Below are 13,033 nucleotides of genomic sequence, written 5' to 3' on the forward strand. Positions count from 1 at the left end.
GAGGGGGCGAAATATAGCAAAGGGCGAAGAATTGAGCGAGCGCCATGATGCGCTCGCAGCGGGATTAACCGTGGTTGCAGATCTTGTCGGCACGGGTCTGGAAACCCTCGGCCGAGTCGATGAATTTGCCGCGGGCGGCCAGAAAGTCGATCAGCGCTTCCGCATCCATCTCGCTGGCGCTGCAGGTATGAAAACGGGCCTCGGCACCGAACCGCTCGGCCATCGCCTGTTTCAGGCTGGCACGGGTAAATTGCCCCCCTTGCGCCAACATCATCTCCATCACTTCGTGACCATGAACCGATTGCGACATCTCTCACCTCAATAATGAACATATTTAATGCCAATTAAATATCTCCCCGCCCGGAGGGATCTTGATATAGGCCAATAAATTGCGCATTACCTGGTCAGGGGAGTGGTCACCGCCACCGCTTTGTCGATAATGTGGCAACCCGCGTCAGGGATCGCTACACTGGCGCCCCTTTTTGGCCATCGCAGACAATGTATAAGGATATTGGCGTCATGCTGTTCCATGGAGAGGCTCTCAAGCCCTGGCAGATCTGGACCCGCCGACCACTCTGGCTCAAGACCCTGATCGGCATGCTGACAGGGGTGGGTCTGGGCGTCGGCTTTGAAGAGCAAGCCCTGCTGCTCAAGCCCCTTGGCGTCCTGTTCGTCAACACCATCCAGATGCTGATGGTGCCCCTCATTTTCTGCTCGGTCATCGCCGGTCTCACCTCGCTGCTCAAGGGCAAGGCCCTCGATCGCATCGGCAGCAAGGCGATCTGCCTCTACTTCTGCTCGACCGCCATCGCCATCTGCATCGGCCTGATGATGGGCTGGCTGCTGGAGCCCGGCATGGGTGCCGACATGGGCCCCTATGAGCGGATCGGCATGTCGGAACCACCCACTCTGGCCAGCGTGCTGAGCCATCTGGTGCCGAGCAACCCGGTACAGGCGATGGTGGATGGCAAGATCCTGCAAGTGATCGTCTTTGCGGTGGCGCTGGCGGTCGCCCTAAACGCCAGCGGTCGCCGTGGCCGTCCCGCCATCCTCTTCTTCACCTCGCTGGCAGAGGGGATGTTCAAGCTGACCCAGATGGTGATGGCGCTCGCCCCTTACGGTGTCTGCGCCCTGATGGCCTGGATGACCGGCAAGTACGGCCTCGACCTGCTACTACCGCTGCTCAAGGTGATCGGCGCCGTCTACCTCGGCTGCCTGCTGCACGTGCTCGGGGTCTACAGCACCCTGCTGCTCCTGCTGGCACGGCTCAATCCGCTGCACTACTTCAAGAGCATCGTTGACGCTCAGGCGGTGGCCTTCACCAGCAGCTCCAGCAACTCCACCCTGCCCATCAGTCTGGCCTGCGCCGAGAAGCGGCTGGGAGTCTCCCCCGCCATCACCGCCAAGGTGCTGCCCATCGGCGCCACCATCAACATGGATGGCACCGCCCTCTATCAGGGAGTGACTGCGCTGTTCGTAGCTCAGGCATTCGGGGTGGATCTGCACATGATCGATTACCTGACCATCATCAGCATCGCTACCCTGGCCAGTATCGGCACCGCTGGCACCCCGGGCACCGGATTGATGCTGCTGACCCTGACCCTGACGGCGGTGGGCTTGCCGCTGGAAGGGGTGGCACTGATTGCAGGCATTGACCGGATCCTCGACATGGCGCGCACCACGGTCAATGTATCGGGGGATATTCTGGTGTCGGTGCTGATCGCCCGCAGCGAAAACGAACTGGATCTGGCGACCTATCACGATGCCAGCGCAGGGGAAGATATCGAGTTCCCGCCGCGCTAGCGGAAGAAAGCTCAGCTGTCGTGGGGATCGTGATGACAGCGCCAGCAGACGTCGAAGTTGGCGCCGTTCTCCTCCCCGCACTGGCCGCACAGCCAGCCGTTACCCTGACGCTGCTGGTAACGCTCAATGACCCGTCCTGCCTTGCTGCGATCCTCGGCCCGCACCATCAGGGTCACCTGCAACATGTCGACCGGCAGTTCGCCAAGGGCGCCCGACAGCCCCTCGCCATTGAGGCGCACCAGCACCCCTTCCGCCTCCAGCGCCCCTTTCAACGCGTGTGCCTCCAGGGTGTGTGAGGCGCGATAGAGATTGATCCAGTTATCCATAGCTCCCCCCTTACAACAACTTGTCGATGCCAAACTCGGCGCCGTTCTCAATCATGAAATCGATGAATGCCCGCAACTTGCGCGGCATCAGTTGCCGCTCCGGAAACAGCAAATAAATCGGCACCCTGGGCTGCTGCCACTCTGGCAGCAGAATCACCAGCTCGCCGCTGGCCAGCTCATCCTGACAGAGCATAGCGGGTAACGAGGCCAACCCCAGCCCCGCCTTCGCCGCCTCCCGGGCACAGGTAATATTATTGACCCAAAAACGGGATGGGGGGTCAACCAGCACCTCTCTGCCATCCAGCTCGAAGCACCAGTGAGAGGCGAGAAACCCGCTGCTCACCGTCACCCGCTCGTGGTTGGCCAGATCCTCCGGCCGCTCGATGACCGGACTACGGGCCAGATAGTCCGGGCTGGCACAGAGCAGCCTCCCGGTGCTCCAGAGTCGGCGCGCCGCCAGATTGGAGTCGCTCATGTCGCCAATCCGCACCACCGCATCCAGCCCTTCGCTGATGGGATCCACCACCCGGTTGGTCAGCTCCAGCTCCACCTGCAGGGCGGGATAGGCCTGCAAAAACTTGGCGACCAAGCGCCCGACCACCAGTTGCCCCGTCTCGATGGGCACCGCCAGTTTGAGGGTGCCGGTCACCTCCTGCTGGCTGGCGCTCAGCATCAGCTCGGCTTCGGTCAGGGCATCGACCGCCTTGCTACAGTGCAGGTAGTACTTCTCCCCCTCCTCAGTCAAAGTGAGCTGACGGGTGGAGCGATAGAGCAGACGCACTCCGAGCCGCTGTTCCAGTTCGGCGATGCGGCGGCTGACCATCGCCTTGGTCATCCCCAGCTCGCGGGCAGCCCCCGTAAACGAGCCCTTGTCGACGATACGCACCAGAATTAACGCGGCATTGAGATCCATTGTTGCACCAGTGAAACTGTATATCTCGTGAACCAATACTAATCGAAACAGTTGACCAGTGTTAGCCTGCGCCCCTTAAGTTCAGGAATCACAAAAATGAGTCAACACAAGAAAATTCCCCTGCTGGCAGCCATGATATTGGCGCTGCTCGGTCTGCTGTTCGCCGGTTACTGGTATCTTCACGGCCGCTATTTTGAAAGCACCGACAACGCCTATCTGCAAAGTGAAGTGACCGGGATCAGCTCCAAGCTGCCCGGCTATATCCGCGAAGTGCTGGTCACCGACAACCAGCCGGTCAAAGCGGGTCAGCTGATCGCCCGTCTCGATGATCGCGAATACAAAACCAGGGTCGCGGAGGCCGAAGCCGACCTGCGCCTCAATCAGGCGACGGCCGAAAATCTGGCCGCCACCCGCACCCAACAACTGAGCCTGATCCAGCAGGCCGAGGCCAAGGTCGCCTCCGCCAATGCCGAACAGCTGCGTGCCAGCCAGCAGGTCAACCGGATCAGTCAGCTCAACCAGCGCCACTACAGCTCGCAAGACAGTCTGGACGAGGTGCGTGCCGGCCTGCAGGTCAATCAGGCGCAAGCCCGGGAGGCCCAAGCCGCCCTGCAAGCGGCCCGTGAGCGACTGCTGGTACTGGATGCCGAGCGCAAACAGAATCTGGCCAAGCTGGCATTGAGCGAAGCGCAACTGGAGCAGGCCAAGCTGGAGCTAGGTTATACCGAGCTGCGGGCACCGGCCGATGGCATCATCGGCAAGCGCAGCCTGCGGGAAGGGCTCTACGTCCAGTCCGGTATGCAGGTCGCCAGCCTGGTGCCGCTGCAGCAGGTGTGGGTCGAGGCCAACTTCAAGGAGACCCAGCTCGCCCATATGCAGCCGGGCCAGAAGGTCGAAGTGGTACTCGATGCCTACCCGGATCAACCGGTCGAGGGGATCATCGACAGCTTGGCTCCGGCGACCGGCGCCAAGTTCGCTCTGCTGCCGCCGGAGAATGCCACCGGCAACTTCACCAAAATCGTGCAGCGGGTGCCTGTGAAGATCCGCATCCCCGAGCCGGGCCCGCTGGCAGGCAAGCTGCTGCCGGGTCTCTCGACCGAAGTGATCGTGGATACCCGCACTCCTGATCCCGTGGTGGCTGCCAACTGATGGAACCCATTCCACGTCGCAACTGGATCGCGGTCATGGGGGGCCTTATCGGCGCCTTCATGGCCATCCTCGATATCCAGATCACCAATGCCTCCCTGAAGGATATTCAGGGGGCCCTGTCGGCCACCCTGAGCGAGAGCTCCTGGATCTCCACCTCCTATCTGGTGGCGGAGATGATCGCCATCCCCCTGAGCGGCTGGTTGAGCCGGGGGCTGAGCGTGCGCCGCTACCTGCTCTGGACCACCGGTGCCTTTATCGCCGCCTCTGTGCTCTGTTCGTTCAGTTGGAACCTCACCAGCATGATCGTCTTCCGGGCGCTGCAGGGCTTCACCGGCGGGGCGCTGATCCCGATGGCCTTCTCCCTCATCGTCACCCTGTTGCCGCTACAGAAGCGGGCCACCGGCATGGCGCTGTTTGGCCTCTGCGCCACTTTCGCCCCCGCCATCGGCCCGACCCTCGGTGGCTGGCTCACCGAGCAGATGTCGTGGCACTACATCTTCTATCTCAACGTGCCGCCAGGACTGCTGGTGATGGCCATGCTGGCCCACGGGCTGGATAAAAAACCGGTGGACTGGGCCGTGATCAAGCGGGTCGACCTTATCGGGATTGTCACCATGGCGCTTGGCCTCGGCTTGCTGGAGGTGGTACTGGAAGAGGGCAACCGGGAAGACTGGTTCGGCTCAAGCTTCATCGTGCGACTGGCAGTCATTTCGGCGGTGGCGCTGGTGTTCTTCGTCATCAGCCAGCTGATCCGCCGTCACCCGCTGGTCAATCTGCGGCTGCTGCACAACCCGCGCTTCGCGCTGGCCTGCTTCGCCTATCTGATCCTCGGCATGGCGTTGATGGGCTCCATCTATGTGCTGCCGCTCTACATGACCCAGATCCACAACTACAACGCGCTGGAAATCGGCGAAGTACTGATGTGGATGGGGCTGCCGCAACTGCTGGTGCTACCGCTGGTGCCCAAACTGACCCACAAGATAGATCCGCGCTATCTGGTGAGCTTCGGCTTCCTGATCTTCGCCGTCAGCTGCTTTATGAACGTCAACATGAGTGCCGACTACGCCGGGCCGCAGCTGATCCAGTCGCTTATCGTGCGGGCGCTGGGGCAGCCCTTCATCATGGTGCCGCTCTCCCTGGTCGCCACCGCCAGCCTGAGCCACGACGAGATCCCCTCCTCCTCGACCCTGCTCAACGTGCTGCGCAACCTCGGTGGTGCGTTCGGTATCGCCATCATCGCGACCATGCTCGATAACGATACCCGCACCCATGTGCTGCAAATTGGCAGCACTCTGGCCGCCAGCAGTATCGAGGGGCAAAACTATCTGCTGCAACTGGCCCAGAGCATGATGGCGCAGGGTTCAGGCCCCGAGATTGCCCAGCAGCAAGCACGGGCCATGCTGGCCAATACCATCAACCGGGAAGCGGCCATCATGGCCTACAACCAGGTGTTCTACATCATGGGGATCTTCTTGCTGATCGCCAGCGGCCTGATGTTGTTGCTCAAATCCCCCGCCCCACGGGCAGCGGATGCCGAACCGCTAGAGGCGTGAAAAACGCCGGGCATAAAACGAAAACGGGCCAATGCCCGTTTTTCGTTATCTGTTACCTGCACTCAACCAGAAGGTGTTATCCCGCCAGCGACCCTGCAATCAGGAATTGCGCTGCGAAGTAGCTGCTCATCACCCAGGCGCGGGCGTGGGGAAAGGGGCGGCGGAAGCGATCGAGCGCCAGCATGCTGTCGGAGAAGAGGAACATCAGCGCCCCCACCAGAGCGGCGGCCGAACCGGCTGTGAGAGAGGCGTGCCAGGCCCCGGCAGCCACCCAGGCCATGCCAATGATCACCAGCATGTAGCAGAAGACCGGGATCCGCATCTCCCCCAGCTTGCCCCACAACAGGCCGAATACCATGCCGGCGATCAGCAACAGCAGCAAACCATCCACCAGATTGAGCAGCAATGGCCCTTGGGCAAAACCGACGATATAGCAGAGATGCGCGACAAGAAATGCCGCCAACCCCTGAATGAAGCGATCGCTTGGCAGCATCAGCAGCACATCGCCCGCCAGCGAGAGACAAAGGCCAAGCAGGATCCAGGCGTGTGAACCGTCGTGGTCATAACTCTGGTAGCCGAACGCCAACGCGATGATAAGCAACATGGTCAGTGGCTTGCTGATATAGAACTGGCGGCTGTCTGAACCGTAGGCCGCACGGATGTGCCACCAACCTGAAGCGATGATCAAGAAACTCAATAACATGCCCTGCTCCTCACCTGTTGCTCGCAGTCATACGGCAACCGTTTTTATCATGGTGCAGGGTAACAAATTCCCTCCCCCAGTGGCAGGGGTGCTGATCAAATGGACAGACTAAGCCTAAAGTCTAATTGCCGCCCCGAGTGGTTCAGGGCATAAGTGACGGGTCTGGAGGATCACCATGGAAGAAGCTATGAAGAACTATCTGCCCGCCATCGATATCATGATGTGCCATCTGGGGATCAGCTTTGAGCAGGCCTGTGAACAGCTGGGCCTCAGCCAGCAGGAGCAGCAGGCACTGGATCAGTTGCAGCAACAGCAGGGCCAAGCCAACTAAGCCCTCCCGTTATTGGATATCATGATGTGCCATCCGAGGGTCAGTTTGAGCAGGCCTGCGAACAACTGGGTCTTAGCCAGCAGGAGCAACAGGCGCTGGATCAGTTGCAGCAACAGCAGAGCCAAGCCAACTAAGCCCTCCCGTTATTGGATATCATGATGCGCCATCTGGGGATCAGCTTTGAGCAGGCCTGCGAACAGCTCGGTCTCAGCCAGCAGGAGCAACAGGCACTGGATCAGTTGCAGCAACAGCAGAGCCAAGCCAACTAACTTGAGTTGAATCATAAAAGAGAAGACCGCCAGCTGGCGGTCTTCTCTTTTAGTCTCTGTGATAACCGGACGGCATCATGCAATACCTGCCAGCAAACGACTCCAGTTGCGTTTACCAGCGATGAAGCCGTCACGCAGGGCCCGGTACTCCAGTTGCAGCTTGAGGCGGTCATAGCGCGCCAGCGCCTTGCGCTTGCGCAGCTCCAGCAGCCGCTTGCGACTGGCGTAATAGTGTTGCAACTGCTGGCTCAGCTTGTCGTATTCCTCCTGCAGCAGCGCCTGCCACAGTTCGCGATCTTCCTGCTTGCGCAACTTGGCTTGTGCCCGTTTCAGCTGCATCTGCAGCCGGGCTTGTTCGATACGCTCCTCCGGCGAGGATCTGAGATCCCCCGCCAGACCGCACCAGGAGGCGAGCCGAATCAACCACTTGGTCGGATCGAACTGCCACCAGTGAATGCCGTTGCGGTAGTCATTCTCGAACAGGTGGTGAAAGTTGTGGTACCCCTCGCCAAAGGTGAAAAAAGCCAGGATGCCGTTATCGCGAGCGGTATTGCGGTCGGTATAGGGCTGACTGCCCCAGATGTGGGCCAGCGAATTGATGAAGAAGGTGGTGTGGTGAGTCATCACCATCCGCAGTACGCCCGCCAACAGCAACATGCCGAGCATATCCCCGTGCCATAGGCCGAGCAGCAGCGGCAGCCCCAGATTGGCAGCCAGCGCCAGCGTCAGATAGTGACGGTGCTGAAACGCGACCACCGGGTTGTTTTGCAGGTCTCGCACATTGCTGTAATCGCCATAGCGATCTCCCTGATGCTCCCGCAGCATCCAGCCGATGTGCGAATACCAGAAGCCGCGCCCCGCGCTGTAGGGGTCTTTATCGTTGTCATCCACATGACGATGGTGACGGCGGTGATCGGCCGACCAGTGCAGGGCAGAATTCTGCAGCGCCAACGCACCGCCGATGGCAAATAACCACTGCAAAGCGGGGTGCGCCTTGTAGGCCTTGTGCGACCAGAGCCGGTGATAGCCTGCGGTGATGGAGAGACCACTCAGGCAGAACAACAACAGGAAACTGGCCCACTGCCAGAGATCGTAACCGTGGCTCATGCCGTACCAGGGCACGACAATCAACGCCACTATCCCGGAGAGGGAGAACAGCAGGGTATTGGTGAAAATAATGGGGGGTCTGGCCATCTCATTGCATCCTTTCAGCGAACAGCTGTTAGCCATTTTCTATGGTGATTTCCTCACGGTCAATGGTAAAAAAGTAGGATACAAACCTGATCCTGAGGCGCCTTCGGGTTATCATTTGGCCTCAATAAGCTGAAGGTGACTGATTTCGTGGGTATTCGCGCTCAACAAAAAGAAAAAACCCGGCGTACATTGATCGATGCTGCATTCAGCCAACTGTGCGCCAATCGGAGTTTCTCCAATCTCAGCCTGCGGGAAGTCGCTCGCGAAGCGGGTATCGCTCCTACCTCTTTCTATCGCCACTTTCGCGATATGGAGGAGCTGGGCCTGACCCTAGTTGACGAAGGAGGTCTTACCTTGCGCCAACTGATGCGACAGGCACGCCAGCGCATTGCCGGTGGTGGCAGTGTCATCAGCACCTCGGTGCAGACCTTTATGGAGTTCGTCGAGAACAACCCCAACATCTTTCGGCTACTGCTGCGGGAACGCTCCGGCACCTCGGCCGCCTTTCGTCAGGCGGTGGCTCGCGAAATCCAGCACTTTATCGCAGAGCTGACCGATTATCTGGAAGCCACCACAGAAGCACCACGGGAAGATGCCTACATCCAGGCAGAAGCCATGGTCACCATCGTCTTCAGTGCCGGTGCCGATGCGCTCGACATGACCAGCGAAGAGTGCCGGGCACTCTCCGACCGAACAATTCGCCAACTGCGGATGATCGCCATGGGCGCGGAGGTACAAAACCAGAAGCGCCGTGAACCTCACCCATGACCACAGGATGGAGAACGACATGCCTGAACAGCTTATGATCCCGAAAAAACCGCTTGCCATGGCCATGCTGATTGGTATCTGTGGCGATGCATCTCTGGCCGTGCTGACCAACTCGGTCGTACCTTTCTCCTTCTTTCCGCTGATTGCCCTCTGGCTGGCGGCCTATCAGCTGTTCCAGCACTATCGCCATGAACCCATGGTGGGCAACACCCCCATCTGCACCCTGCTCTGCTTCTTTATCGGTGTCTTCGGTCACTCCGCGCTGCTCAAAGTGCAATACCCGGAGCTTGGCAGCAACTTCTTCTCCCTGATCATGATGCTGCTGTTACTGGCAGCCCTCTCCATCAAGCTCGGCCTGAGCATTGGCAACAAAGAGTAAGCCCTGATAAATCGACCGAGTGATGGTAATCAGCTGATAGATAAAACAAAGAGGCCTTCCCGTCGGGAAGGCCTCTTTGCTTGAACGGTACCTGATTAATCCGGCAATCTCGGTATTCCCAACCTAGCCAAGCTGCTGGGTTTCAAGATCGACGTGCAGATGGAAGCGGAGGTGGTCAATATGGAACTTCCCTGCAACCAGCAGGCGGCAGAAGGCTGATTTGGCCGCCTGTAAACTCGCCCAAACCGCCTCAAATAAACCCTAAAAGGCTCGGGTATAGCCAGAAAATGGTGGAAATAACCGGCTATCTGGCCATCCTTCCGACAGGTAAAAGCGAACCATTGGCTGGTTTAACAAGCTAAAAACACCAAAGCCCGGTCATGAAGCCGGGTTTTTGTATTCGTTCTGGTATACAAACCTGTGGGTCTTATGGACAAAAAAGCCCATAGCAAAAAGGCCTTCCCATCTGGGAAGGCCTTCAAATTAGTGGCGGAGCGGACGGGACTCGAACCCGCGACCCCCGGCGTGACAGGCCGGTATTCTAACCGACTGAACTACCGCTCCGCATTCGGTTAGCTTTCGCTAAATCATGTGCCGCTTCTATGAGGTGTCATCCTCGCAGCCAGCGTCGTGATTCTTCACATCGCTGTTTAATTAGGTGCCTGGCAGTGTCCTACTCTCGCATGGCGAATGCCACACTACCATCGGCGCTACCGCGTTTCACTTCTGAGTTCGGCATGGGATCAGGTGGTTCCACGGCGCTATGGCCGCCAGGCAAATTCTTAATCTAGAAAGCTGACGTGAGTAGTGATGTTTCGCTTGGCTTGTCACTATCACTGAATTTTGAGTAGTTCGCTTGGTATTTGCTACAAGCCTTAGAACACTTCTTGGGTGTTGTATGGTTAAGCCTCACGGGTAATTAGTATGGGTTAGCTCAACACGTCGCCGCGCTTACACACCCCACCTATCAACGTTGTGGTCTCCAACGGCCCTTTAGGACCCTCAAGGGGTCAGGGATGACTCATCTCAGGGCTCGCTTCCCGCTTAGATGCTTTCAGCGGTTATCGATTCCGAACTTAGCTACCGGGCAGTGCCACTGGCGTGACAACCCGAACACCAGAGGTTCGTTCACTCCGGTCCTCTCGTACTAGGAGCAACTCCCTTCAATCATCCAACGCCCACGGCAGATAGGGACCGAACTGTCTCACGACGTTCTGAACCCAGCTCGCGTACCACTTTAAATGGCGAACAGCCATACCCTTGGGACCGACTTCAGCCCCAGGATGTGATGAGCCGACATCGAGGTGCCAAACACCGCCGTCGATATGAACTCTTGGGCGGTATCAGCCTGTTATCCCCGGAGTACCTTTTATCCGTTGAGCGATGGCCCTTCCATTCAGAACCACCGGATCACTATGACCTACTTTCGTACCTGCTCGACCTGTCCGTCTCGCAGTTAAGCTGGCTTATGCCATTGCACTAACCTCCTGATGTCCGACCAGGATTAGCCAACCTTCGTGCTCCTCCGTTACTCTTTGGGAGGAGACCGCCCCAGTCAAACTACCCACCAGGCACTGTCCGCGAGCCCGATTCAGGGCCCTGCGTTAGAACATCAAACATACAAGGGTGGTATTTCAAGGACGGCTCCAGCGCAACTGGCGTCACGCCTTCAAAGCCTCCCACCTATCCTACACATGTAGGTTCAATGTTCAGTGCCAAGCTGTAGTAAAGGTTCACGGGGTCTTTCCGTCTAGCCGCGGGTACACCGCATCTTCACGGCGAATTCGATTTCACTGAGTCTCGGGTGGAGACAGCATGGCCATGGTTACACCATTCGTGCAGGTCGGAACTTACCCGACAAGGAATTTCGCTACCTTAGGACCGTTATAGTTACGGCCGCCGTTTACCGGGGCTTCGATCAAGAGCTTCGCTTGCGCTAACCCCATCAATTAACCTTCCGGCACCGGGCAGGTGTCACACCCTATACGTCCACTTTCGTGTTTGCAGAGTGCTGTGTTTTTGATAAACAGTCCCAGCCATCTGGTCACTGCGACTCCCAACTGCTCCATCCGCAAGGGACTTCACTGTCAGGAGCGAACCTTCTCCCGAAGTTACGGTTCTATTTTGCCTAGTTCCTTCACCCGAGTTCTCTCAAGCGCCTTGGTATTCTCTACCCGACCACCTGTGTCGGTTTGGGGTACGATGACTTGTAATCTGAAGCTTAGAGGCTTTTCCTGGAAGCAGGGCATCAATGGCTTCCACACCGTAGTGCGTTCGTCTCGTGTCTCAGTGTTGTGTCTCCGGATTTGCCTAGAAACACCACCTACGCACTTTCACCAGGACAACCGTCGCCTGGCCCACCTAGCCTTCTCCGTCCCCCCATCGCAATTACAAGTCGTGCAGGAATATTAACCTGCTTCCCATCGACTACGCCTTTCGGCCTCGCCTTAGGGGTCGACTCACCCTGCCCCGATTAACGTTGGACAGGAACCCTTGGTCTTCCGGCGAGGAGGCTTTTCACCCCCTTTATCGTTACTTACGTCAGCATTCGCACTTCTGATATCTCCAGCATACCTCTCGATACACCTTCGCAGACTTACAGAACGCTCCCCTACCACTCACACATAAGTGTGAATCCGCGGCTTCGGTGCCTGGTTTGAGCCCCGTTACATCTTCCGCGCAGGCCGACTCGACTAGTGAGCTATTACGCTTTCTTTAAATGATGGCTGCTTCTAAGCCAACATCCTAGCTGTCTGAGCCTTCCCACATCGTTTCCCACTTAACCAGAACTTTGGGACCTTAGCCGGCGGTCTGGGTTGTTTCCCTCTTCACGACGGACGTTAGCACCCGCCGTGTGTCTCCCGGATAGTACTTACTGGTATTCGGAGTTTGCATGGGGTTGGTAAGTCGGGATGACCCCCTAGCCCAAACAGTGCTCTACCCCCAGTAGTATTCGTCCGAGGCGCTACCTAAATAGCTTTCGGGGAGAACCAGCTATCTCCGAGTTTGATTGGCCTTTCACCCCCAGCCACAGGTCATCCCCTAACTTTGCAACGTTAGTGGGTTCGGTCCTCCAGTTGATGTTACTCAACCTTCAACCTGCCCATGGCTAGATCACCCGGTTTCGGGTCTACACCTTGCAACTAGACGCCCAGTTAAGACTCGGTTTCCCTACGGCTCCCCTATACGGTTAACCTCGCTACAAAATGTAAGTCGCTGACCCATTATACAAAAGGTACGCAGTCACCCCGAAGGGCTCCCACTGCTTGTACGTACACGGTTTCAGGTTCTATTTCACTCCCCTCACAGGGGTTCTTTTCGCCTTTCCCTCACGGTACTGGTTCACTATCGGTCAGTCAGGAGTATTTAGCCTTGGAGGATGGTCCCCCCATATTCAGACAGGATGTCACGTGTCCCGCCCTACTCGATTTCACATCAAGGTTGTTTTCGTGTACGGGGCTATCACCCTGTATCGCCGGCCTTTCCAGGACCGTTCCACTAACTTCCAAGATGCTTAAGGGCTAATCCCCGTTCGCTCGCCGCTACTGAGGGAATCTCGGTTGATTTCTTTTCCTCGGGGTACTTAGATGTTTCAGTTCTCCCGGTTCGCCTCTGTTACCTATGTATTCAGTAACAGATACCCGA

Annotated in this window: 11 protein-coding genes, 1 tRNA gene and 2 rRNA genes (1 of these 14 cut by a window edge); 6 read left to right on the forward strand and 8 right to left on the reverse strand. The window is 57.8% G+C overall.

The features are described 5' to 3' along the window. Positions 1 to 64: 64 nt before the first annotated feature. Positions 65 to 310, reverse strand: a complete 246-nt coding sequence (locus ACTG2G_RS09315; RefSeq protein WP_005357633.1) for a YecH family metal-binding protein — start codon at positions 308 to 310, stop codon at positions 65 to 67. Between the two features lie 209 nt (positions 311 to 519). Between ACTG2G_RS09315 and ACTG2G_RS09320 the strand changes: the two genes are divergently transcribed. After that, positions 520 to 1,803, forward strand: coding sequence for a dicarboxylate/amino acid:cation symporter (locus ACTG2G_RS09320; RefSeq protein WP_252413143.1), 1,284 nt, complete (start codon positions 520 to 522; stop codon positions 1,801 to 1,803). An 11-nt stretch (positions 1,804 to 1,814) separates the two neighbouring features. Here the strand turns inward: ACTG2G_RS09320 and ACTG2G_RS09325 are convergent, their stop codons facing one another. Further along, positions 1,815 to 2,129, reverse strand: a complete 315-nt coding sequence (locus ACTG2G_RS09325; RefSeq protein ID WP_005339933.1) for a putative signal transducing protein — start codon at positions 2,127 to 2,129, stop codon at positions 1,815 to 1,817. A 10-nt stretch (positions 2,130 to 2,139) separates the two neighbouring features. Then, positions 2,140 to 3,042: a LysR family transcriptional regulator gene (locus tag ACTG2G_RS09330; protein ID WP_374807511.1), complete on the reverse strand. Its 903-nt coding sequence runs from the start codon at positions 3,040 to 3,042 to the stop codon at positions 2,140 to 2,142. Between the two features lie 96 nt (positions 3,043 to 3,138). Here ACTG2G_RS09330 and ACTG2G_RS09335 point away from each other — a divergent pair, with 96 nt between their 5' ends. Then, positions 3,139 to 4,191, forward strand: a complete 1,053-nt coding sequence (locus ACTG2G_RS09335) for an HlyD family secretion protein (RefSeq protein ID WP_005348510.1) — start codon at positions 3,139 to 3,141, stop codon at positions 4,189 to 4,191. Next, a complete protein-coding gene (locus tag ACTG2G_RS09340) occupies positions 4,191 to 5,744 on the forward strand; it encodes a DHA2 family efflux MFS transporter permease subunit (protein ID WP_123173948.1) in 1,554 nt (517 codons plus the stop codon). Before ACTG2G_RS09335 ends, ACTG2G_RS09340 begins: the two co-directional genes overlap by 1 nt. A gap of 76 nt (positions 5,745 to 5,820) precedes the next feature. Here the strand turns inward: ACTG2G_RS09340 and ACTG2G_RS09345 are convergent, their stop codons facing one another. After that, complete coding sequence (locus tag ACTG2G_RS09345) at positions 5,821 to 6,447, reverse strand: lysoplasmalogenase (protein ID WP_005348507.1); 627 nt, start codon at positions 6,445 to 6,447, stop codon at positions 5,821 to 5,823. Between the two features lie 175 nt (positions 6,448 to 6,622). On the opposite strand from ACTG2G_RS09345, the gene ACTG2G_RS09350 reads away from it, so the two are divergent. Next, complete coding sequence (locus ACTG2G_RS09350; RefSeq protein ID WP_143233536.1) at positions 6,623 to 6,778, forward strand: hypothetical protein; 156 nt, start codon at positions 6,623 to 6,625, stop codon at positions 6,776 to 6,778. A gap of 344 nt (positions 6,779 to 7,122) precedes the next feature. Here ACTG2G_RS09350 and ACTG2G_RS09355 read toward each other — a convergent pair whose 3' ends face one another. Continuing rightward, positions 7,123 to 8,241 (reverse strand): fatty acid desaturase, encoded by a 1,119-nt coding sequence (locus ACTG2G_RS09355; RefSeq protein WP_158113647.1) that lies wholly within the window; start codon positions 8,239 to 8,241, stop codon positions 7,123 to 7,125. Positions 8,242 to 8,388: 147 nt separating this feature from the next. Between ACTG2G_RS09355 and fabR the strand changes: the two genes are divergently transcribed. Continuing rightward, entirely contained in the window at positions 8,389 to 9,009 is a 621-nt protein-coding gene (gene fabR / locus ACTG2G_RS09360; protein WP_005339921.1) for an HTH-type transcriptional repressor FabR, read from the forward strand. Positions 9,010 to 9,028: 19 nt separating this feature from the next. Further along, on the forward strand, positions 9,029 to 9,388 hold the full coding sequence (locus ACTG2G_RS09365) for a YijD family membrane protein (protein WP_139732161.1): 360 nt from the start codon (positions 9,029 to 9,031) through the stop codon (positions 9,386 to 9,388). A 487-nt stretch (positions 9,389 to 9,875) separates the two neighbouring features. Here ACTG2G_RS09365 and ACTG2G_RS09370 read toward each other — a convergent pair. From ACTG2G_RS09370 to ACTG2G_RS09380, 3 genes are all read right to left on the reverse strand, one after another. Then, positions 9,876 to 9,952, reverse strand: a tRNA-Asp gene (locus ACTG2G_RS09370). A gap of 96 nt (positions 9,953 to 10,048) precedes the next feature. Beyond that, positions 10,049 to 10,163: ribosomal RNA gene (gene rrf / locus ACTG2G_RS09375) — 5S ribosomal RNA — on the reverse strand. Positions 10,164 to 10,286: 123 nt separating this feature from the next. Next, positions 10,287 to 13,033 (reverse strand): 23S ribosomal RNA (locus tag ACTG2G_RS09380); it runs 143 nt beyond the window's last position.

This window comes from Aeromonas sp. 55A, from assembly GCF_051919665.1.
Classification (GTDB): domain Bacteria; phylum Pseudomonadota; class Gammaproteobacteria; order Enterobacterales; family Aeromonadaceae; genus Aeromonas; species Aeromonas veronii.